Source organism: Paraburkholderia sp. RL18-085-BIA-A, assembly GCF_046027075.1.
Lineage (GTDB): Bacteria > Pseudomonadota > Gammaproteobacteria > Burkholderiales > Burkholderiaceae > Paraburkholderia.
The window spans coordinates 1-21,152 of sequence record NZ_JARESU010000010.1 but is presented as its reverse complement, the minus strand read 5'-3'; the positions used below and the strand labels follow the sequence as shown (position 1 = coordinate 21,152).

Genomic DNA, 21,152 nt, shown 5'->3' with positions numbered 1-21,152 from the left:
CGTCCGTTCAGTCCGACCGGACGAACCATCCCGTGTGCGCCCGTTTCGCCGATGCGTTCATGAATCGCATCAGGGCGCCGCTCATCTCGTGCAAACATTTTGCATGGGACCGGAGTAAGTGCTGAAACACCAACTCCAATCGACAAAGGAGACACGTGCATGAAAGGCCGATCAATCTTGTTGCTCGCGGCATTGCCCGCAGCGCTCGTCCTGCTACCTGTCGGATATGCGCAGAACAATCCCTCGGTTGCGCAGGTCGCATACAAGGTGGTCGACGGTAGCAAGGTCGACAGTAATACGCTGCAAGGGTGGAAGACATGGCGCGCGCTCGCTTGCGAACGCTGCCACGGCGCGCAGCAACAAGGCATGGTCGGACCGTCGCTCATCGACGCGTTCAAGACCCTGGACAAGGGCGAGTTTCATCGAACGGTGTTCGGCGGGAGGGTAGACAAGGGCATGCCTGATTTCAGCACGAGCCAGATGATGCAGAAGAACTGGGAAAACCTCTATGCTTATCTGAAAGGGCGCTCCGATGGACAGATCAAGCCGGGCGATCTTCAGGCCATCGACGCAAAATAAGGCCGGCGCTGCTACTCTTTCGGAGGCTCACGATGCGTCATAAAAGAAGCATGTCGGTGCACGCCACGCTGATCGCCGCCGCGCTGTGCTGCGCGGCGCTCGCGAGCGCCGCGGTCAAGGCGGACGGTCCGACGCTGCCCAATAACGACGGCGCGGACGGCGTGCTCAGAGTGTGCGCGGACCCGAACAACATGCCCCTGTCCAACAACAAGGGCGAGGGGTACGAGAACCGGATCGCCAGCCAGATGGCCAGCGATTTCGGCTACAAGCTCGAGTACACGTACTTTCCGCAACGCATGGGCTTCGTGCGTCACACGCTGCGTGAGAAGGAAGAGGGCAGCGACCGCTTCCGGTGCGACCTGATCATCGGGGTACCGAAAGGTTACGACCTGACCTCGACGACGCAGCCGTATCTGCGTTCGACCTACGCGATGGTGTTCCAGAAGCGCCCCGAGTTCGCCAGCATCAACACGCCTGACGACCTGCTCAAACTGCCGCCCGAACAGTTGCACAAACTGCGCTTCGGCATCTTTTCGCAGACCCCGGCGGTCGACTGGCTGCTCAGCCATGATCTGATCGATCAGGCGGTCTCGTATAGGGTGCAAAGCGGCGACCCACAGGAATATCCAGGCCAGATGATCGAGCAGGATCTGCGCGCGGGCAAAGTCGACGTAGTGTTCCTGTGGGGGCCGATCGCGGGCTACTTCGCCAAGCGCTCCGGCGATACGGTCAGACTGGTGCCGTTTCCCGCCGGGCCCGGCATCCGCTTCGACTATACGATTTCGATGGGCGTCCGGTATGGCGAGAAGGCGTGGAAAGACAAGGTGGATCAATGGATCGGCGCGAACCACGACAAGATCGACAGTATCCTGACCAGCTACCAGGTGCCGCTGCTCAAACCCGTCGACGTGCCGGCGCCGAAGGCCGGCGATGCGTCGCCATGAGGCGTGCACGAAGCTGTTGGCTTCGCGCGGTGGCGGCATGGATGATGTGGGCGATGTGCGTCGTGCCGCTCGCGTCGCACGCAGCGGGCACGCCGGCAGGCGACGACATCACGCCGGTCGAACGCCTCATCTTCACGACGGATCACCTGCACGGTGTCCCGGCGCAGACCGAGCTCGACTACGCGGTGGTCAGCTCCGAACAGCCGTCGCGCAGCGCCGACCTCGTCAAGGTGCTGGTGCTCAGCCCGGACAACGCGAAAGGCGACGCCCAGGTGTCGGACCATACCGGCAACGTGCCGTTGCCGAATGGCGGCCTGCAGTGCAATCCGGTGATCATCTATTTTCTCGAACGCGACATCTCCGAGATGCAGGGCCTGACAGGCGGCCAGCGCCGTTATTTTCAGCAGCGCCTGCGCCTCGCGCTCGCTGCCGGACCGCGCATCGAAACGGTGACGAGCGAAGCCGGCGGCAAGTCCGTCAGCGCGCGGCGCATCGTCGTGCAGCCCTACCTGAACGATCCGAATGCGGAGCGCCTCGCGCAATACACGGCCAAGCGCTACACCTTTCTGCTCGCCGACGACGTGCCCGGCCAGGTCGTGCTGATTCGCACCGACTTGCCTGGCGCGAACAACGACTTCGCGCATCCGGTGCACACGGAAACGCTGAGCTTTCAGGCCGTCGTGCGCAAATTGCCGGCGCCGGGCAAAGCGCCGCCGAAGCCGTCCAACGCGCCGAGGGCGAGCCGCTAGCGCATGGTGCCGCACCGGCACCTGCAGGCAGTGGCACGCTTGCGCATCCAACACCGTCCCACAACTGTCTGACCTCACCATGGAGCTCATGCATGCTGATCGACACACAAGACTACGCACCGAAACTGCTGGAGGCCATCGGCGATCTCGGCGCTGCCGCGCCGGCCACGCTGGCGGGTTTCCAGGCGCTCGACGGCGCCGTTGCCCGTTCCGGCAAGCTGGACGCGAGGACGCGCGAGCTGATCGCACTCGCGGTCGCCGTCACCACCCGTTGCGACGGCTGCATTGCGCTGCATAGCGCTGCCGCCGCGCGGGCAGGGGCGAGCCGAGAGGAGGTGGCGGAGGCGTTGTCGGTGGCGATCGCGTTGAACGCCGGTGCGGCGCTGATCTATTCCGCGCGTGCGCTCGATGCATTCGGTCAGCAAAGCGGCTAGTTCACATGCAGACCACGCGCCTGGCGACGAATCGGGTCAACCTGAATTTCATCCGCACGTTGACCCTGCGGCAGTTGCAGATCTTCGTCGTCGCGAGCCGCTATACGAGTTTCGCGCGCGCGGCGGAGGAACTGCATCTGACCCAGCCGGCGGTCTCGATGCAGATTCATCAACTGGAAGATGCGGTCGGCCTGCGCCTGTTCGAGCGCGCCGCGCGCAAGCTCGCGCTGACTGAAGCTGGCGAGATGCTGACGCATCACGCCAGCCGCATTCTCGGCGAAATCAAGGATGCCGAAGATGCGATGATGTCGCTCAAGCAGGCCGACAGCGGCTCGATCAACGTGGGCATCGTCAGTTCCGCGACTTACTTCGCGCCGAAACTGCTGGCGCTTTATTCGCATCTGTACCCGAAGGTCGACGTGCACTTTTCGGTCGGCAATCGCGATGCGCTGCTGCGGCTCTTGCAGGACAACGCCATCGATCTCGCGATCATGGGACGCCCGCCGCCGGAACTCGACACGACGACCGAGGCTTTAGCCAGCCATCCTCAGGTGGTGATCGCGCCGCTGGATCATCCGCTATGCGGCGCGCGGCGCTTCGATCTGCAGGAGCTGCGCGGCGATACCTTCCTGTTGCGCGAGCCCGGCTCGGGTACGCGCATGGCCGCCGAAGTGATGTTCCGGCAGCATCTGTTCACACCCGCCAGGATCGTCACGCTCGGCAGCAACGAGACCATCAAGCAGGCGGTGATGGCGGGCATCGGCGTGAGCCTGATCTCGCTGCATACGCTGCTGCTGGAGCTGCGCACGGGTGAGATCGCGTTGCTCGACGTGAACGGCACGCCGATCGAGCGAACATGGCAAATCGTGCATCTGCGTTCAAAGCAGCTATCGCCCACTAGCGTGGTATTTCGGCAGTTTCTGCTCGACCATGCAGCCACTCACCTGGAGCGCGAGTACGCGCAGTTTGCCAGCTTTCCGGCCGGCACGGGAGCGTGACAATGAAGCAGCCCTGGGCGTGGCGCGCGGCATTCGTGCGTTGTGCGAGCGTGCTGTGCGCCGTCGTCGCCAGCGTCGTTGGTATTGGGTTTGCCGCTGCGCCGGTGAGCACCGGGCCGGCCTCGATTGCGGTGATGAACTGCGGTCTGATCGACGATAACGCCGCCTACAACGATGCCGAGACCAATCGCACCCAGCAGGCGCGCATCGACATGATCAGCAACGCGCTGCGTGCGCAGCTGGATGCCAGCCAGCGCTACCGTGTCGCGGACAACGGCCGCGCTGCCGATCTGATCGCCCGGCTCGGCGCGGCGCAAGACCTCACCACGTGCGACAACTGCGCCAGGCAGGTTGGGCGCGAGTTGGGCGTCGAACAGGTGGGGATCTGCTGGGTGCAGAAAGTCAGCAACCTGATCCTCAATCTGAACTTGCGTGTGGAAGAGGTAGCCAGCGGAAAAACCTTGTTCCAGCGCTCAGTCGACATTCGCGGCAATACGGACCTGTCGTGGCGACGCGGCGCGACGGCGCTCGTCGGACTATTGGTGGAGCAAGCCCCGGCCGCGTCGCCGGTGGACCGCGCGGCACCGCGCCAATGAGCCGGATTGGCAACAGCGCGGCGCGCGAAGTTGGTGCGATGCGCGTCGCGACCGATGGCACAGTGTGTACCCGGATGTCGTGACAGGGTGACAACCATCCGGAGGCGCCGCAACGCGATCCGGCCGTCCGCGCGTTCGGCACAATCCGTGCTTGAACGGATGCTGGCGAGGGTAGGACCCGTTGACGCCGAAAACCGCACGGGCACAACCAGAAAAGCATGCGCGTGAACTGGCTCAGGACAAAGCGTCCGCGGCACCACAGGCAGGCCGGCTACAGGAAGGGGATCGCATCGATGAGTTCTGGCGAACAGCTTCAGGACTGGCGTTTTCACGCACAGCAAATCGAAAACGAAGTCGCCAAGGTCGTCATAGGCCAGCAGCAAATCCTACGGCTCATCAACGTTGCACTGTTCGCCAGGGGACACGTGTTGCTCGAAGGCGGTGTCGGCGTCGGCAAGACGACCGTGTTGCGCGCGTTCGCCCGCGTGGTCGGTGGAGAGTTCGAGCGCGTCGAAGGCACCATCGATCTGATGCCGGGCGACCTCGTCTATCACACGTACGTCGATGCCGACGGCAAGCCGCGTATCGAGCCGGGCCCGCTGCTGCGCCACGGCGAGCAGTTGACCACCTTCTTCTTCAACGAAATCAATCGGGCCCGTCCGCAGGTCCAGTCGCTGTTGCTGCGCGCGATGGCCGAGCGTTCTGTGTGGGCTTTCGACCGCGAACACCGTTTCCCGCATATGACCGTGGTCGCCGACCGCAACAAGGTCGAGAAAGAGGAAACCTTCGAGCTGGCATCGGCTGCGCGCGACCGCTTCCTGTTCGAGTTGAACATGCCCACGCCGGCCGCGCCGGAGGTACGGCGCGCGCTGGTCTTCGACACGGTGTTCCATGACGTCGACATGCTGCTCGCACAACTGACGCCCGCGATCGTGCCCTGGCAACAGTTGAACAGGGCGGGTGCGGCGATTCAGCAAGGCGTGCAGGCGAGCGAAACGATCGAGCGCTACGTGCTGGATATCTGGCAGGCAACGGAAACGCCACTGCGTTTCGGCATCACGCTCGACGGCGTCGACATGCAGCAACTGATTCTTGCGGGCGCAAGTCCACGCGGCATGAGCGCACTGTTGCGGGCCGCCCGCGTGGTCGCATGGCTCGCGGGGCGCTCCCATCTGATTCCGGAGGACATTCATGAAGTGCTGATGCCGGCGCTCGGTCATCGTGTGTTCTTCACGCCGATCTATGAGCTGCGCCGCCAGGAACTGGCCGAAGCGCTGATCGCGCAGATCATGGCCAAGGTTGCCGTGCCCTAAGCCCCCTAAGGCGCGCTGAACGATGAATGGCATAGCCGAATTTCACTACCGTTTGCCAACGCGCGCCGGCGGGGCTCGGCCGGGTTCGCATCCCGGTTCGAGCTTCGGCTCCGGCCAGCAATTCGCGATGCACGGCCGCCTGTTCGACCACCCGGATCCACGCCGTCTGGATCTGCGTGCGAGCGTGCGCGCGGCGCGCTCGGAATGGCTCGTGCGGGTGAACCTGCAGCGCGTGGCGGTGCCGGTGGTGGTGATCGTCGACGTGTCGGCGTCGATGCACTTCGGCTCGCGTCAAACGAAGCTGCAGGTTGCCGCCGACTTCGTCGAGGCGCTGGGCTACAGCGCGTTCCGTGTCGGCGACCGGCTGGGCATGCTGGCATTCGATGCCGGCGCGCGCGACGATCTTTTCATGCCGGCGCGATATGGCCGGGGCACCGGCGATCTGCTGGCGACCATGTTGCGCCAGTGTCCCAGCAGCGCGGCTGCGAGCGGCGGCATCGAAGGCCTGCGGCGTTGCGCGACGCGTCTCGCCGGACGGCAGGCGCTCGTTTTCGTCGTGTCCGACTTCCACTGGCCTCTCATGCAAATGCCGCGCGTGCTCGACATGCTGGTCCATGCGTGTGTCGTGCCGTTAGTCGTTTGGGATGAGGCTGAAATTTCGCCGCCTCGCCGCGGTCCGTTGCTGGCGGTCCATGACACCGAGTCCGGTGAAGAGCGCATGGTGTGGCTGCGCGAAGGCATCCGCAAGCGCTGGCGCGAAGGCGTCGAGCGCCGTCGCGCGGAACTCGGCGGGATCTTCGGCTCCCGTGGCATGCGGCCGTTTTATGTCGAAGGCGCCTTCGATCCGGAAGCCATGTCGCGTTATTTTCTGGAGACGACGGTATGAAGCCGTGCGCCCTCCGGGTCGGCCACGCGTGTGGGTTATCCCGATACGTGCTGATCGCGGCGCTGATCGCCGCGCCGGTTGCCGCTGCACATGCGGCGAGCAACGACGCTGGCACCGCTGTGCCCGCAATCGTGCAACAGCCGCGCGCATTCGGATACGTGCTCGGCGATGTCCTCACGCAACGCGTGCTTCTGCGCGCCGGCGGCAACGACATGGGTGCCGTCACGCCGCCATCTGTCGGCCGCACCGGTGTCTGGCTCGAACGCCGGCCCGCGTCGTTCGAAACCGATGCGGATGGCCGCCGCTGGATGGTGATCGGCTATCAGGTCGTCAATGCGCCGCAGACGCTCACGAAAATCACGTTGCCCGCGCTGACATTGACATCGGCAACCGGCGAGCAATTGCAGGTGGCGGAATGGCCGGCGAGCGTCGCACCGCTGACCCCGTCTAACACGTTCGCCGCCGGCGACCTGCAGCCGCTGCGGCCCGATCGCCAGGCTCCGTTGCTGGCCACCGCCGGGTTAGGCCGCCAGATCGCGGGGGCGCTCGGTCTGCTGCTCGCGACCTTGCTCGTGTGGGCGGCCTGGTGGGGGTGGCGTAACCAGCGCGAGTCGGCCCGCTTGCCGTTTGCGCGTGCATGGCGGCAGATGCAACGGATTCAAGGTGCGCAAGCCGCTTCCTCGAAAGATGCCTGGTTTTGCATGCATCAGGCGCTGAACGAAACCGCGGGGCAGGTCGTGCACGGAGGTTCGCTGTCCGCACTGTTGACTCGCGCACCGTATCTGCAGCCGCTGCGCGCGCAACTCGAACTCTTCTATCAGGTGTCGGCCGAGCGCTTCTTCAAACCTGCGCCGAGCGCTGCCGAGTTTCCATTGCAGGCGCTGTGCCGTGCGCTGTATCGCGCTGAACGGCGCCAGCAGCGATGACCATGGCTCTCGATTTCGCCGCTCCGTGGATGCTGGCCTTGCTGCCGCTAGCCGCGCTGCCATTGCTGCGACGGCGTTGCGATACGTTGGTGTTTTCCAGCGTCGCCTGGCTGCCGGTCGATCGCGCCGGCCGGTGGGCGGGCTTGCTCGCGCGCTGCAGTGGCGTGCTGGCGATGGCGGGTATCGTCGTCGGACTCGCCGGGCCGGGACGCTCGCAACTGCAGGTGGTGCGCACGGGCAGCGGCGCGCAGATCCTGATCCTGATGGATCGCAGCGCGAGCATGGACGAGCAGATGGCCAGCGCAGGCGTCGAATCGCCGGGTGGCGGCGACGCGAAGAACAAGGTCGCGCGCGCTTCGTTGACGAGCTTCGTGAGCCAGCGGCCCAACGACCGGCTCGCGTTCATGATGTTCGGCACCAGTCCCGTGCTGGCGATGCCGTTCACGTACAACCATCGCGTGATCGAGGCTGCGATCGCCGCCACGGCCATCGGCCGCGGCATGCCGGACACGCAACTCGACCGGGGAATGCTGGCCGCGATCGGCCAGTTTGACGGTCGCCCCTCTTCAGGCCGACGCGCGATCGTGCTTGTTTCCGATGGCGGTGCGAGGCTCGATGAGACGGTGCGGCGACGCATTCAGGAAGGTCTGCAGCGCAACCAGATCGCGCTGTACTTCATTTACTTGCGCAGCAGTGTCTACAGCCCCGATCTGAACACCACGGTACCCGCCGGCGGGTCTTCGGCCGAAGCGGAATTGCATCGATATTTTCTGACGCTAAAGACGCCTTACCGGCTTTTCCAGGCGGGTGACGCGAAGGCGATGATGGCGGCGGTCGCCGAGATCAATCGGCAGCAAAACGCGCTGACGTCGTTTGTCGAGCATTTGCCCCGGCAGGATTTGAGTCCGTATTGCTTCGCTATCGCTTTGTTCTTTTCCGCCGTGTTGATGGCGTTGCGCTTGTTTCAGGTAAGGAGCTGGGCATGACACGCACGCTCGTTCACGCCGTGTTCGGGACCATCGCGATCTGCTGCGCCGGCGTCGCCGCGTATGACTGGACACGTCTTCAACACGCCGAGCGGTTGAATCAGGCCGTTGTTGCGGCGAGCGCGACGAGCGACGACCCGCGTGAAGACGGCGCCGACGACGACGCGCCGCAGGTTCGGCTCGCACGCGCGACGGCGCTGTCGAAAGCGGGCGCCTACGATACCGCAGCCCGGCTCTACGATGGCCTGATTCGCGAGGACCGTCTTGACGATCTCGGCCGCACGGCGCTGTTCGATCTCGGCAACATGTACCTGCGCGAGGGAGGGGGAGAGGGCGCCACCGGCACCGTCAGGTCGCTCGCGATGATCGGCGAGGCCAAAGTGCGCTACCGGATGTTGCTACGCGCGGCGCCCGACGATTGGGACGCGCGCTATAACCTCGAACGCGCGCTTTGGCTTGCGCCCGAAGCGCAGTCCGCGCTCGAAGAACCCGATGTGAAAGAACAGCACAACGTGAAACTGCGCGGCGCGGAAAGCAAGGATTTGCCGTGAGCGCCGGGACCCGCGAGCGCGGTTTCGACAGGGTGCGTCATTGGTTGATGCCCGTCGCGCTCATCGCGTTGATCGCCGCGGTCGTCATGCCGCAGGTGACCTTGCCGCGCAATACGTTCGATTACATCGTGACGTTCGATATTACGCAAAGCATGGACGTCGAAGACGTCAGTCTGAACGGCGTGCCGGTGAGCCGGCTGAAGTTCGCACAGGCCGCGATGCGCGATGCGCTGGGGCGATTGCCTTGCGGCTCGAAGGTGGGTTGGAGCGTGTTTACCGGGCAGCGAACTTTGCTGTTGCTGCCGCCCATCGAGGTATGCAACAACTACGACGCGTTGCTGGTGTCGCTCGACACTATCGACGCACGCATGCGCTGGACTAACTGGAGCCGGATTGCCGAAGGCGGCGTTTATTCGGCTGCGCGTGTGGCGCAGGAGGTCGGCCATGACGCGGCCGTCGTGTTCGTCACCGATGGGCAGGAGGCGCCGCCTGTCCTGCCGACGCGAGCGTTGATGCGGGATATCAATCCCGCTGGCATCAAGGGTTGGCTGATCGGCGTGGGGGGCGATCAACCCGCGGCCATTCCGAAGACTGATGCCGACGGCAACCGGATCGGATACTGGCAGGCCGAGGACGTGATACAGGTTCCAACTACGCCGGGGTCCGATGCGCCGGTTGAGACCCATGAGGAGCTATCCGAGTTGCGAGGCCAGTATCTCGGGTTAGTGGCTGCGCAAACCGGTCTTGGCTATCGCCGCCTTTGGACCACGAGAGCGTTAAGCGATGCGATGCTGGACGCGCGCTTCGCTCACCGCGAGCCGGTACCGACCGATTTACGCTGGTGTCCCGCGCTGCTTGCGTTGTTGCTGTTTGTGGTGCGGTTTGCGCCCGATGCGGTTTGGGAGTTGCGCGACTTTTGTCGAAGACAGGTGCGAAGGGCCGCTCGGTGGCTTGGTCCAGGTGGTCGCGTCGTGGCAAGAAAAGTGGGATGAGCTTGATCACCCAACGGTCCACGCTCGAGTGATCGGCCGCGACACCCCGTTCGGCCATCATTTCCGCGAGGTTGCGCAGGCTCGGCGAGTACGCCGCATGCCAGCGCACACATAGCAAAATCACCGCGGCCTTAGCGCGACAGAACCTCTGTCGAAGAACGGATCGTCCAGTTCCAATATTTCGTCGTCGCCGAGAAGGATCACAACCAACTGCCGTGAAACGTTTCCGGGTACGTCTGCGACTTCCCCGATGGTTTGCTTCGGCGACCGGTCGTCCGTAAACCGCACCCAGTAGCATCCCGGCACTACGGGTCGTGTGTCCGTCCATTCCATAACTGATAACTCTTAAAACCCGCGTAGTTGATCGCTACCGTATCGCCAATTCTATCGCTGCGGGGCCGACGGCAGCTGCACGGCAAAATCAGCCAGGAACTGCTGCCAGTCCGTACAGACGAGCGTGCTGCTCGTCGCTCCGATTGCGCGTCTGCGTCGCCGGACAGACGACTCCCGGAAACGTGCATCGTCAATGCTGGCGAGGCTTTGCGTGGTGTAGCTCGCCACTTCTTCGCCACCGGACTCATCTGATTGCGGCGATCGCAAAGGCCCGCGCGGGACGAACCAGGCACGCTGTTGCTGAATGATTGCGCGCATCACCTGCTTTCGATGCACGCCGCCACTATCAGGATCAGGTCAGCGCGATCAGCTTGCGGCGGCGGCCCTCGTTTGCCGCTTGCTCGACGCGCTTGCCTTTCCTCGGCTGTTGTCAGGTACTCGCATGCGTCCCGATACATTGCCGGCGTGTATCCGCCTTCACGGTCATGTGGGTCAAAACCTCTCGTTGGTGGCGTCATATCGGGAAGCGCAGAATGAAGATTGACATGTACCAATGGCGTGTCGCATCGAGCTATCTGTATGGTTTACGTGACGAATACGGCGACCCGTCACAGGAAGGTCCGCTTCCTCACCGCGACCGGTTGAACGATCAATTGCTGCCGCGACGGTCTAGAATGTCGATTCAGCGAGGTAGGCCTGCGCAACGTGCGCAATCGAGCGGAGCGTACCGTTTTCTGTCGCTTCATTCGAGCCAGCCAGGATCCAGTAGCACCCTCAGCGCGATGGAAAAGCCCGTCATCATCGCCGTCGACGACGACCCTGCCGTGGTTGAGGAGGTCGCGCGCAACCTGCGGAACGCCAGAGCCACTTCGACAATGTCGAAGGGGAGCAGTGGCTATTTGGCGAAGTTGTGGAAAGTGTCCCGCCCGCTGTAACTTTTGCAGTAAAAGCGCCGGACTCTTGGAGCGACGTCCAAGCAAAACGCATGAAGACCCATTTCCGAGTTTTCAGGCTTTCCTTGCGTTAGGCGCGAGGGGATCTCGTCACTCCTGAGTCGCGGTATAGCAACTCGGCGCCGTTTTTGCTGGTGGGGTGCCTTGCCAACAACGCTTCATTTCGCCCGTGTTCGTATCTAGTCTCCACGCATTGCCGCCGCCATCCACAGCTAGTTGGTAGTGACCTGATGCCGTGGGAGAAGCATCATGCGATGCCTGGCCGCAGCCAGTGAGGATCAGGGACAGCGCAATAGGGATGAGTTTCATATGGCTTTTCCTCGGTATCTCAGGCCACAGCCGATTACTCTGCGCCTAGCGCTTCCTTGTCCAGTTCGTTGTAGTCCTCGGCAGGGTCATCGCCGATCACATCCTCAAATTCGAGCGATTCGGGGAAGACGTCGAGCGCTGCCTCAGTTAGTTCCTCGGTCAACGCGTTGATCGAATCGATCCATTCCTTCGTCGCGATTCCCTTGTCTCCGTTCTGCCAGTTCGCCGACCTCTCGTCGAATTCGTCTTCAAGGGCGCGATGCACGCCATCGAGCATGCCCCGCGCCGCTTGACCTTTTCGTTATATGCGTCCACGTCTCGTTGCAGCTTCGCACGTGCCGCGGCAACCGCCTCATTGAACACACGCACAGACTCTTCCAACGTACTCCGCTGCGCAGTTAGTTCTCCGAACGCTGCATCGATGCGCTTCTGATCGGCGGCCTTGATCTTGAATGCCATGCTTGTCCTCTTTCGCGATACCCAAGTCCTGCTACTGGGCGGCGAAACTCAACTGATGATCGCCAAAGGCTTTTCCTAGGCGATGAGTACTTCAGCTGGAATCTTCAACTCGCGATTCAGACGGCGAATCATGGCAAGGCTTAGCCCGCGTTTCCGATTGAGCACTTCGTAGACTCTGTTCAGGTTGCCAAGATACGGCTGCATGTCGCTGGCAGACAGTCCGGCCTGCTCCATGCGGAACTTAATGGCCTCAATGGGATCGGGAAGATCGAGCGGAAAGTGCTCAGCTTCATAACGCTCCACCAAGGTGGCCAACACCTCCAAACGGTCTCCTTCCGGAGTGCCGGGAGCCGGGTCGGCGTCGACCAGGCCAGATACTGTCTGCAAGGCTTCTTTGTAATCGTGTTCGTTGTGAATTGGACGGATTTCCATCTTGGTCACTCCAGTTCTACGGTTTCAGCATTAATCCTGTCGTACTCACCATGCGTTCCGACGAACTTGATGTAGACGACCCCGATGCGATACGCGACCGCAACAATCAGCCTGTAGTCGTTTCCCTTGATGTTGAATACCACACGGTTTCGGCCAACAAAGCTCGCGGTCGCATATCTGGCCTTTATGTCCTGCGGCGTCATCCAGACGGCCTTTACCGCTTCCTCATGCCATGCCAGCAGCGACTGCCGCGCGATCGGATGCTTGTCGCAGAATGCCAGGAGGACTTTTTTCGCAATGATTCGCATCGGTGCATCTTAGTCCCATTTTGGGACTAAGGCAAGTGTCAAACCTCCGTCACTGTCCTTGAACTCGGAACACCCGCGGTTTCAACCTCTATTCCGAGCAGTTTTGCGAACATATGGCCGAAAATCGCTTCGCGCGCCATATGAAGTCCGCGTTCCTCGGAAAAATGCGTCCTTCGGAGGTGTGTGCACGCCGATCGGCCATCCGCCGCCGGGCAGCTGTTGAAGTCCGCCAAAACCGCTAATTGTGTCCATAGATTACGCTAATGTAAGATAAAAATCTGGCCTGCGAACAAGGCAAAACGGTGCTTGCGGACGCCTTTTTAGGCGTCGTGTTTCAGCAACGCGCGCACCCTCGAATGTTCGTTTATTTTGCTAACGCGTTTATTTCGGCTCACCGGCAAAAAGCGTGGTTTTGTCGCGGTAAGACGCGCGAAGAAAATTCTCTCGCTATGCAAAGCAGTACTTATGTTGCCAAATCGTAGAATTGATCGGCGGCAGACGGATGGATTCGGTGAGAGCACTTCACTTGTCCTTTGGCAATCATATGCATGAGTTCAATTCCGCCAAGAAGAATCCGGGCACAGCGAAAAGACTTGAACCCCAGCATGGGTCGCGTGCGTCGCTTGATCGCACGATGGTCCTGCTCGACGAGGTTATTGAGATATTTTGACTGACGGATTCTGATGGGCATTTCGCGATCGTCATTGATGGCTTCGAGTGCGGCAAGATTGGCGCCGCTTTTGTCGATGGTCACTGTCTCGGGCACGCCATTCTGAGCGATCGATTTCTCAAAGTAGCGCCGGGCTGCAATCTTGTCCCGATGGGCGCGTAGCAGAAAGTCAATGGTATGGCCTTCCTTGTCAACGGCTCGGTAAAGATAGCGCCATTCGCCCCTGACGCGGATGTACGTCTCGTCCATCCGCCTGCTCTTACCAACGGGCCGTTTGCGGCAGCGAAACGCTTTCCCCAGCACCGGCAACAGCTTGATGGCCCAGCGGTGGACCGTCGAATGATCGACGTCAATGCCACGTTCGGCCATCATTTCTTCGAGCTGCCGCAGGCTCAGCGGATAGGCCACATACCAGCGAACGCAAGTTAGGATCACATCGAGCGGATAATGCAGGCGCTTGAGCACTCGGGTCACCGCGGGACTCAACGTCTTCATCGAGTTTTGTGTCGTTCATCTTGTTCCGTACATCATAACGGACCGCGTTATTGCGACAGAGCCTATTCTGGTGCCAATGTTGGACGGTCATCTGGAGCTGCATCGCTTTCCGAATGCATCCGGATAAAGCAGGTGAGATGAAAGGACATGCCAAGCCGGCGGTTTGCAGTTATACGTAGTCGAGCAATACGTAGTCGAGCAATACTGAGATTCCCTCGGTACTTCGCCTTCCAGGGGCGGGGCGTCATGCTGCCATCTGGCACAGCGAAACGGCAGGACGCGAGAGCGTCCGCCGCCTGACAATCCGGTAACGCGCGGGCGCGGACCTGGAGCAACATTGACGGGACAAAGAAGGAGTTGCATGGTGGAAAAATATCTCGAATCGAGTCGTTCATGGGTGAGCAGTCTCCTCGATCACACTCCCCCCGGCCAGCCCAGCTTCCTCCAGGATGCCTTGGCCACTTTTGCGGTGCATCTGTGTGCCGCAGCCCTGATCCTGTGGATCGGCTGGAGCCTGTCGCGCCGCGTGTCACACGGCCTCGACGTCCTGCTCACGCGGCAGTCGCGCATCGATGCCACACTGCGTCCGATCCTGTTCGACAGCAGCCTGTGGGGCATCCGTATTGTTGCGATCGTCGCTGCACTCTCGCAACTCGGTATCCAGACCGCGAGCATCATTGCCGTGCTTGGCGCGGCCGGCCTCGCGATCGGTCTCGCCCTGCAGGGCACGCTGCAGAATATCGCGGCGGGGATCATGCTGTTGCTGCTGCGGCCGTTCAAGGCAGGCGACTACATCGATGCCAGCGCGGGGACCGTCGCGGGTACCGTCCAGGAAGTCAGCCTGTTCATGACGCGTCTTACGAAGCCAGACGGTATCTGCGAGTATGTACCGAACAGCCTGCTGTGGAGCAACGCGATCCGCAATTACAGCCGCAATCCCAACCGGCGTCTCGACCTCGAAGTGGAAGTCGCGGCTCGTGACGATGTGAACCGGGCGCTGGAGACACTGTGCGCGCTTGTCACTGCCGATCCGCGCGCGCTTACGGATCCCGCGCCCCAAGTGATGGTGATGCGCTTCGATGACAGCACGGCAGTGCTGAATATCCGTGTCTGGTCCCCTGTCGACGTGTTCTGGGACATGCGCTGGGACCTCGCCCGTCAGGTCAGGCAAAGGCTCACCGACGAACAGTTTTCGCTTCCGCTGCGCACCCGGGAGCTACACATCGTGCAGACGCCAGCCTCCGTCCGGACACGCGGTCCGGGCGGTACTGTCGCCCCATGAAAAATGAATCGAATGAAGAACCGTGCTCCAGTTGAAGGATCGCCTTGCCGCCGCCCAGGTCTTCGGATCCCTGCAGGCCCCCGGTAGCTCCCGTCGATTAGTCCGGCGGTGGCCTTGTACCGCGCGTTGCCGCCGACGTTACTCACATACGCGAGCCCCGTATCAAGGTCGCCATACAGCGTGACGCTGCTCTGCGCGTGGGCGTTCGCGCTAAGGACGCGAGCGTGGCGGCGGTGGCAGACGGGATGGTGAAAAGCTTGTTCTGTTTTGCGGACATGTTGTGAACCGGTTGAAAAAATGAACAGGTCGTGCGCATCTGGCGCTGCACGCAAAGGTGCGTGGCGAGGGGCGGGTGCACGCGATATGACGTAGTGAGGAGCCCCGTCATCCGGAACACCATCGACAAACGGCGCTCACTCCCCATGTGTCAAGGCTGACCGAAACCATTGCGCGCAGGATCGAACCCCGTCCGACGCGCAATTTCACTCGGCTTAATACCACTGGCCGTAACGGCGGATATACAGCTTCTTCACAACCTGCGTGAGCATCATGTAGCCGAGCATTGTTGCGACGAGCCAGAGCCAGTAGCTGTGATCCAGCGAATTAATGCCCAATGCCTCGGCCAGTGGAGAAAACGGCAACCAGCAGCCCACGAAGATTGCAACCGATGTCGACAGCAGCACCGGAAGCGACGCGGTACTCTGGATGAACGGAATTCTGCGCGTGCGCAGCATGTGGACGACAAGGGTCTGGGAAACGAGACCTTCGATGAACCAGCCGGAATTCATGATGCTCTGACAGCCGCCGTGCAGTTGGAAAGCTGCGCCAGCGCCGAACACCGTCCACAGCGTGCGCGCCTGCAGCCACCGGGGAGCGAGTTTGCGCACTAGACAAAGGGCAGGACCGCCGCGAGCATCACGACTGCCATATTGCCCTTGAGCGAACGGATACCTTGGCTACCTCGAGAACCATTGGCGCTCAAAATAGTATGGCCAGATCATCGCGCCAAACTCTTTACGGATGCCCTTCGAGCGGCTCCTATTACGCAAACTCAATCAGGCAGTGACCGGGCCACGAAGGGCCATTCGCCGGTATCGTCAATGGGACGTTCAGACGTCGGCTCCCGCATGATCGTGGACATCCACGATCATGCGGGAGCGGGCGAGGAGTGTAAGCCGGCGGCAAAGCCGCGGCTTCTCCTGGTTACCGCCGTATCGACGCATCTTTCGTCTGCGTCGCGTGCAGTGAAAAAAACAATTTGCATTCCATATTGATAGAAGAAGTTGCGAAGCAGCATCAATGACTGTGCTGTTTGACTGCGGAGCATCCAGCAAGCTGCATCAATGTTTCCGAATTGAAAGCAACGTGCATCTCGCGAGATACCCGACTCGCGTCCGCGTATACCCCATTGCAACTATTTTTTTCCCGTGAAACACTTCCATCCATCTGCTGTGTCGGACATAAATCCGGTATATCGGACGGCAGAATATAAGCGTGCGATTAGTTCGATCATCGATCGGAGCATGCCGGGAAGGCCATGTTGATCGCCGTTTCCTCCACACCCGGAGTTCTCATCACACCAGGATCGGGATCGAAAAATGAGATTTGTCAGGGAAAGCGCAAAATTCACTTGTCTGTTCGCGGTAGCCGGTGTGCTCATGCTCGCCGGCTGCACCAAGGTCGCCCCGCCAGAACAAGGCGCCGCGGTTGATTCGACGCTGAAGCAGGTCCTGCAACGGGGCACGCTGCGAGTGGGCGATTGTTTGACTTTTGCGCCGTTCGGCTTCTACAACAAGGACGGCCAACCTGACGGCTACGACGTCGACCTGGCCAAAGAACTGGCGAAGCAGATGGGCGTCAAGCTCGAAGTCGTGAATACGACGAGCGCCAACCGCATTCCGAACCTGCAAACCAGCAAGGTTGACGTAGTGTTCTGCAACTTCACCCGCAACCTGGAGCGAGCGAAGGAAATCGCCTTCACGAATCCTTACGTGGTCGCAAGTGAGGCGCTTCTGGTCAAGAAGAGCAGCGGCATCAAGTCCATCAACGACATGTCGGATCGCACGATTGCGACGGTCAAGGGCTCGACGAACGGCGACGAGGTGCGCTCGCTGAACATGAAGGTCAAGATTCAGGAATTCGACAGCTCGCAGGCCGCGATCCTCGCCGTCAAGCAGGGCCAGGCCGATGCGATGATCGAGGACAACAACTTTCTCGCCTATCAGGCATCGCTCGATCCGGATCTGACCGTCACCAACGAAGCGCTGGTTCCGCTCGAATACAACGCATTCGGCGTGAAGGCAGGAGATCAGGTTTGGCTCAACTACCTGAACCTGTTCCTGTTCCAGGTCAATGCATCGAAGCAGAACGCGCAGCTGTACAAGAAGTGGTTCGGCGCCGAGCCGCGCTTCCCGCTGAATCCGCAGTACTGAAGCCCGCTAGTACTGCGCGGCTCGATCGACGGAGGAACCATGAGCTATGAATGGATGACCCTTGCGGGTTATTGGAACGATTTCGTCCGCGCGTCGTGGCTGACGCTCCAGGTCACGCTGCTGGCCTTCGTCCTCGCGATGCTGCTCGGCCTGCTCACCGCACTCGCAAGCTCATCGCGCGTCGGGCTGCTGCAGGCGATTGCGAGGGTGTATATCGAAGCGATCCGCAATACGCCGGTACTGCTGCAGATCTTTATCGTGTTCTTCGGGTTGCCATCGCTCGGCATCACGCTTAATGCGTATACGGCCGGCGTCATTGCGTTAGGGGTGAACGTGGGTGCGTATCTGGCCGAGGTGTTTCGCGCGGGTATTCAGTCCGTGCCGCGCGGTCAGCTTGAGGCGGCTTCTATCCTTGGTCTGGAACGTTCGCAGATCTTCATCGAAGTGGTTCTGCCGCAGGCTGCGCGCGCCGTCTATCCGGCCATCGTCAACAACCTGATTCAGCTGTTGCTGGGCACGTCGCTCCTGTCGGCGATCGCGCTGCCGGAATTAAGCGGAACGGCGACGGTGATCAACGCGCGCACGCTGCTCTATATCCAGACGTTCTCGATCACGCTGATTGCCTATCTGTTTCTGAGCAACCTGCTGTCGTGGCTGGCGGGCCAGATCGGCGTGCGTGTCTTTCATCCGCCGCTCGTCATGAAGAAACCCAGGCGCCGGCCGTTCCTTGTCGCACGACAGGCCGATCGCACCTGAGCGCTCAAACCGGAGACCGAACATGTCGAGCGAATTGTTAATGACCAGCCTGGCAATCCTGTTTCAGGGACTGCTGGCGACACTGCTTCTGTCTGCGGCGTCGATCGTGGGTGGAACGCTGATCGGCCTGCTGGCAGCCGTATTGCGCTCATTCGGGCCATGGGGCACGCCGCGCATCGCGAGGCTCTATACCGAACTGTTTCGCGGCACGCCGGTGCTGATCACGCTGATGTTCATCTATTTCGGCGTCTCGTACTTCGGCTACGCGATCGATGTATTCGCGGCGGGTGTCGTAGGCTTGAGCGTCTATCAGGGCGCCTATATCGCCGAGGTGTTCCGCTCAGGCATCGAAGCCGTTCCGAAAGGCCAGTGGGAAGTGTCGCAGATCCTCGGGCTCAGCAAGACCCAGGCTTTCTTTTCGGTGATCCTGCCGCAGACCGGAAAAATCGTGATGCCGCCGCTCGTCGGCCAGTATTTATCGCTTATCAAGGACACGTCGATCGTCAGCATGATCGGCATGTCGGAATTGATGCATGGTGGCCAGGCCATCGTCGACCGGGTCGGCAAACCGGTGGAAATCTATGGACTCGTTGCCGTGCTTTATTTCATCGTGTGCTTTCCACTGTCGCAGTGGGTGCGCCACCATGACCGAAGAAGGAGCCTGCTTTCATGACCACTGTCACTACGTCGAAGCCCATCATCAACCTCACCGGCGTCAGCAAGTCGTTCGGCGCTACGCAGGTCCTGAAGGAGATCAACCTCGATGTGCGGCCCGGCGAAGTGCTCGTGCTGATCGGCGCGTCGGGCTCTGGAAAAAGCACGGTGCTGCGCATCATGAGCGGTCTGGAAACAGCCGACGCGGGCGAAGTCTGGGTCAACCAGGTGCCGCTTCACGATGCGCGCCGGGCGAAGGAAATCCGCGGTCATGTGGGCATGGTGTTCCAGCAGTTCAACCTGTTTCCGCACAAGAGCGCGCTTGGCAATGTCACGCTCGCGCTGATCAAGGCGCGAAAGATGAGCGCAGCGGACGCAAAGAAGCGTGCGATGGACGCGCTGGACCGGGTGGGCCTTGCCGATCGCGCCGAGCACTACCCAAGCCAGCTCTCGGGCGGGCAACAGCAGCGTGTCGCGATCGCAAGAGCGTTGGCCGTCGAGCCAGGCATCATGTTCTTCGACGAAGCCACGTCCGCCCTCGATCCGGAACTCGTCGGTGAGGTGACCGAAGTCATGCGTGGACTGGCGCGCGATGGCATGACCATGGTCGTTGTCACACACGAGATGGGCTTCGCGCGCAAGACCGCCGACCGCGTCGTGTTCATGGATAAGGGTGTGATCGCGGAGCAGGGCGTCCCCGAGCAGATTTTCGTGAGCCCGCAGAATGAACGTACGCGCCAGTTCCTGCATCGTGTGCTCGATCATTGAGCTCCCAGGAAGGGCGTCAGGCTTCTCCGGGCCGCGGGGTGGCAAAGCACCGCCCTCTACGCGCTAAACTCGCGTCACCCAAAAAATAAACGGTGATCCCTATCGCCGACGGAGTTGAAGGAATGTCTGCACCAGAATCATCGAGGGCTAGGGGAGTCGACCGCGTCATCGGCATTCTCAAGCAGTTGCATATCGCGCGGCGGCCGATGACGATGCGCGAACTGATTGATGCGACCGGCGCGCCACGCTCAAGTATCTACGAACTGGTCACCATGCTCTCCGAAGCCGGATGGCTCGAGACAACGGCCGACGGGAGCGTGTTTTTCGGCCGAGAGATGCATTATTACGGCTCCGACTATGCCGTCCATAACGATCTGATCAGCCGGGCCCACCAGGCGATCCTCGCGCTCGTTCGGACGCACGACGAAACCGCGCAGTTGTGTATGCTCGAAGGCAACAAGTACACCGTGGTCCTGTCGGAGAACAGCTCGCGACCATTCAATATCAGTTCCGACATCGGCGTGAAGGTGCCGATTCCGTGGACCGCTTCGGGCCGCCTGCTGCTCGCCCATATGCGGGCGGAGGAAATTCGCAGCTTGATCCCGGACGAAGACTTTATCCTCGACAACGGCAAAAGCGTCGACTTTCAGGACTTTCTTGCCGATGTCGAACGGGCCGCGGAGCAGGGGTACTGTTGCACGGAGGGTCTGTCCAATACCTTTCGACTCTGCATGGCGGCGCCTATACGCGACCGCACGGGTCTCCCTGTCGCTGCACTCTGCTTCATGACAAGCCGGGACACGGAACCGGATAAGCGCGCGTTAATGCTCGCGGACCTCATCAGGTCCTCGAAGGCGTTGTCGCAACCTTATGTCCGCCTGTAGGTGCCCAGTGGTGCCCAGTGGGTCGCCTCTAGCTGTGCAGCTGTGATCACATCGATACACGCTGTGATCGAGCGGATACGACGACCAGCAATAGCAGGATTTCTGCCATGCAATTGTGGTTAGCCGGTGGCGACTATGGACCGACAACCGGGCAATTGTGGCTACATGACCGCAGACGTATAGCAATCTTGTTCAATTGCCCGCCAATGTAGGGAAAAGTGTTCAGCCGAAGACGGGAACCATTTTTTTGGCCCACAAATTCTGTTCAAAGGTTGGCGACCGCAGAGCAAGGATGGTGGAACGCTGACGAAAGTCGGGTTCAGGACGATGCCGCATTCACGATTGCCCGGCGATGGTGATCGTAATTACCGAGGGCGTACAGCGCCAGCGAAATAAACCGCCAAGGGGCGGCGGCCGGCGTGAACTGTGCGGACTTGATTTGACATAAGATAAATTATCAACC

24 protein-coding genes and 3 pseudogenes are annotated in these 21,152 nt (G+C 61.1%); 19 read left to right on the top strand and 8 right to left on the bottom strand.

The window, feature by feature from the left end:
• Positions 1-159 precede the first annotated feature (159 nt).
• The 12 genes from P0D89_RS09480 (at position 160) to P0D89_RS09425 (ending at position 9,954) form a co-directional block, all read left to right on the top strand.
• Positions 160-579 carry a c-type cytochrome gene (locus P0D89_RS09480; protein WP_408357393.1) on the top strand — a complete coding sequence of 140 codons (420 nt, stop codon included), beginning with the start codon at positions 160-162 and terminating at the stop codon, positions 577-579.
• A gap of 32 nt (positions 580-611) precedes the next feature.
• Positions 612-1,523 carry a substrate-binding domain-containing protein gene (locus P0D89_RS09475; protein WP_408357391.1) on the top strand — a complete coding sequence of 304 codons (912 nt, stop codon included), beginning with the start codon at positions 612-614 and terminating at the stop codon, positions 1,521-1,523.
• Positions 1,520-2,272: a hypothetical protein gene (locus P0D89_RS09470; RefSeq protein ID WP_408357389.1), complete on the top strand. Its 753-nt coding sequence runs from the start codon at positions 1,520-1,522 to the stop codon at positions 2,270-2,272. Before P0D89_RS09475 ends, P0D89_RS09470 begins: the two co-directional genes overlap by 4 nt.
• Before the next feature lie 92 nt (positions 2,273-2,364).
• Positions 2,365-2,706 carry a carboxymuconolactone decarboxylase family protein gene (locus tag P0D89_RS09465; RefSeq protein ID WP_408357387.1) on the top strand — a complete coding sequence of 114 codons (342 nt, stop codon included), beginning with the start codon at positions 2,365-2,367 and terminating at the stop codon, positions 2,704-2,706.
• Positions 2,707-2,711: 5 nt separating this feature from the next.
• A complete protein-coding gene (locus tag P0D89_RS09460) occupies positions 2,712-3,704 on the top strand; it encodes a LysR family transcriptional regulator (RefSeq protein WP_408357385.1) in 993 nt (330 codons plus the stop codon).
• A 2-nt stretch (positions 3,705-3,706) separates the two neighbouring features.
• Positions 3,707-4,300 carry a DUF3280 domain-containing protein gene (locus P0D89_RS09455; protein WP_408357383.1) on the top strand — a complete coding sequence of 198 codons (594 nt, stop codon included), beginning with the start codon at positions 3,707-3,709 and terminating at the stop codon, positions 4,298-4,300.
• A gap of 293 nt (positions 4,301-4,593) precedes the next feature.
• A complete protein-coding gene (locus P0D89_RS09450) occupies positions 4,594-5,613 on the top strand; it encodes an AAA family ATPase (protein WP_408357381.1) in 1,020 nt (339 codons plus the stop codon).
• A 22-nt stretch (positions 5,614-5,635) separates the two neighbouring features.
• Complete coding sequence (locus P0D89_RS09445; RefSeq protein ID WP_408357379.1) at positions 5,636-6,499, top strand: DUF58 domain-containing protein; 864 nt, start codon at positions 5,636-5,638, stop codon at positions 6,497-6,499.
• The gene (locus tag P0D89_RS09440; RefSeq protein ID WP_408357377.1) at positions 6,496-7,425 is read left to right on the top strand and encodes a calcium incorporation protein MxaA; all 930 of its coding nucleotides are present in this window, start codon (positions 6,496-6,498) and stop codon (positions 7,423-7,425) included. The genes P0D89_RS09445 and P0D89_RS09440 overlap by 4 nt, the downstream gene beginning before the upstream one ends.
• A complete protein-coding gene (locus P0D89_RS09435; protein WP_408357375.1) occupies positions 7,422-8,411 on the top strand; it encodes a vWA domain-containing protein in 990 nt (329 codons plus the stop codon). The genes P0D89_RS09440 and P0D89_RS09435 overlap by 4 nt, the downstream gene beginning before the upstream one ends.
• Positions 8,408-8,962 (top strand): tetratricopeptide repeat protein, encoded by a 555-nt coding sequence (locus tag P0D89_RS09430; RefSeq protein WP_408357373.1) that lies wholly within the window; start codon positions 8,408-8,410, stop codon positions 8,960-8,962. Before P0D89_RS09435 ends, P0D89_RS09430 begins: the two co-directional genes overlap by 4 nt.
• Positions 8,959-9,954: a vWA domain-containing protein gene (locus P0D89_RS09425; protein WP_408376431.1), complete on the top strand. Its 996-nt coding sequence runs from the start codon at positions 8,959-8,961 to the stop codon at positions 9,952-9,954. Before P0D89_RS09430 ends, P0D89_RS09425 begins: the two co-directional genes overlap by 4 nt.
• Here the strand turns inward: P0D89_RS09425 and P0D89_RS09420 are convergent.
• Positions 9,941-10,132, bottom strand: a pseudogene (locus P0D89_RS09420) (IS6 family transposase); the annotation flags it as partial. The gene P0D89_RS09425 and the pseudogene P0D89_RS09420 overlap by 14 nt on opposite strands.
• Before the next feature lie 206 nt (positions 10,133-10,338).
• The gene (locus tag P0D89_RS09415) at positions 10,339-10,605 is read right to left on the bottom strand and encodes a hypothetical protein (RefSeq protein WP_408357369.1); all 267 of its coding nucleotides are present in this window, start codon (positions 10,603-10,605) and stop codon (positions 10,339-10,341) included.
• A gap of 215 nt (positions 10,606-10,820) precedes the next feature.
• Here P0D89_RS09415 and P0D89_RS09410 point away from each other — a divergent pair, with 215 nt between their 5' ends.
• Positions 10,821-11,222 (top strand): hypothetical protein, encoded by a 402-nt coding sequence (locus P0D89_RS09410; RefSeq protein WP_408357367.1) that lies wholly within the window; start codon positions 10,821-10,823, stop codon positions 11,220-11,222.
• A 361-nt stretch (positions 11,223-11,583) separates the two neighbouring features.
• Here the strand turns inward: P0D89_RS09410 and P0D89_RS09405 are convergent, their stop codons facing one another.
• The 4 genes from P0D89_RS09405 to P0D89_RS09390 form a co-directional block, all read right to left on the bottom strand.
• Complete coding sequence (locus tag P0D89_RS09405) at positions 11,584-11,826, bottom strand: hypothetical protein (RefSeq protein WP_408357363.1); 243 nt, start codon at positions 11,824-11,826, stop codon at positions 11,584-11,586.
• A gap of 257 nt (positions 11,827-12,083) precedes the next feature.
• Positions 12,084-12,440, bottom strand: a complete 357-nt coding sequence (locus P0D89_RS09400) for a helix-turn-helix domain-containing protein (RefSeq protein WP_168788769.1) — start codon at positions 12,438-12,440, stop codon at positions 12,084-12,086.
• A gap of 5 nt (positions 12,441-12,445) precedes the next feature.
• Positions 12,446-12,748 carry a type II toxin-antitoxin system HigB family toxin gene (locus tag P0D89_RS09395; protein WP_408357360.1) on the bottom strand — a complete coding sequence of 101 codons (303 nt, stop codon included), beginning with the start codon at positions 12,746-12,748 and terminating at the stop codon, positions 12,446-12,448.
• A 463-nt stretch (positions 12,749-13,211) separates the two neighbouring features.
• Positions 13,212-13,913, bottom strand: coding sequence for an IS6 family transposase (locus P0D89_RS09390; protein WP_408357358.1), 702 nt, complete (start codon positions 13,911-13,913; stop codon positions 13,212-13,214).
• Between the two features lie 361 nt (positions 13,914-14,274).
• Between P0D89_RS09390 and P0D89_RS09385 the strand changes: the two genes are divergently transcribed.
• Positions 14,275-15,195, top strand: a complete 921-nt coding sequence (locus P0D89_RS09385; protein ID WP_408357356.1) for a mechanosensitive ion channel family protein — start codon at positions 14,275-14,277, stop codon at positions 15,193-15,195.
• Between the two features lie 13 nt (positions 15,196-15,208).
• On the opposite strand, the pseudogene P0D89_RS09380 reads toward P0D89_RS09385, so the two are convergent.
• Both P0D89_RS09380 and P0D89_RS09375 read right to left on the bottom strand, forming a co-directional pair.
• Positions 15,209-15,472 (bottom strand): annotated as a pseudogene (locus P0D89_RS09380) (porin); the annotation flags it as partial.
• Between the two features lie 214 nt (positions 15,473-15,686).
• Positions 15,687-16,043 (bottom strand): annotated as a pseudogene (locus tag P0D89_RS09375) (cation transporting ATPase C-terminal domain-containing protein); the annotation flags it as partial.
• A gap of 750 nt (positions 16,044-16,793) precedes the next feature.
• Here P0D89_RS09375 and P0D89_RS09370 point away from each other — a divergent pair.
• The 5 genes from P0D89_RS09370 (at position 16,794) to P0D89_RS09350 (ending at position 20,689) form a co-directional block, all read left to right on the top strand.
• Positions 16,794-17,627: an ABC transporter substrate-binding protein gene (locus tag P0D89_RS09370; RefSeq protein ID WP_408357354.1), complete on the top strand. Its 834-nt coding sequence runs from the start codon at positions 16,794-16,796 to the stop codon at positions 17,625-17,627.
• A gap of 39 nt (positions 17,628-17,666) precedes the next feature.
• Positions 17,667-18,383: an amino acid ABC transporter permease gene (locus P0D89_RS09365; protein WP_408357352.1), complete on the top strand. Its 717-nt coding sequence runs from the start codon at positions 17,667-17,669 to the stop codon at positions 18,381-18,383.
• Positions 18,384-18,405: 22 nt separating this feature from the next.
• Positions 18,406-19,056 (top strand): amino acid ABC transporter permease, encoded by a 651-nt coding sequence (locus tag P0D89_RS09360; protein WP_408357350.1) that lies wholly within the window; start codon positions 18,406-18,408, stop codon positions 19,054-19,056.
• Positions 19,053-19,805, top strand: a complete 753-nt coding sequence (locus tag P0D89_RS09355) for an amino acid ABC transporter ATP-binding protein (protein WP_408357348.1) — start codon at positions 19,053-19,055, stop codon at positions 19,803-19,805. The genes P0D89_RS09360 and P0D89_RS09355 overlap by 4 nt, the downstream gene beginning before the upstream one ends.
• Before the next feature lie 122 nt (positions 19,806-19,927).
• Positions 19,928-20,689, top strand: a complete 762-nt coding sequence (locus tag P0D89_RS09350; protein WP_408357573.1) for an IclR family transcriptional regulator — start codon at positions 19,928-19,930, stop codon at positions 20,687-20,689.
• Positions 20,690-21,152: the final 463 nt, after the last annotated feature.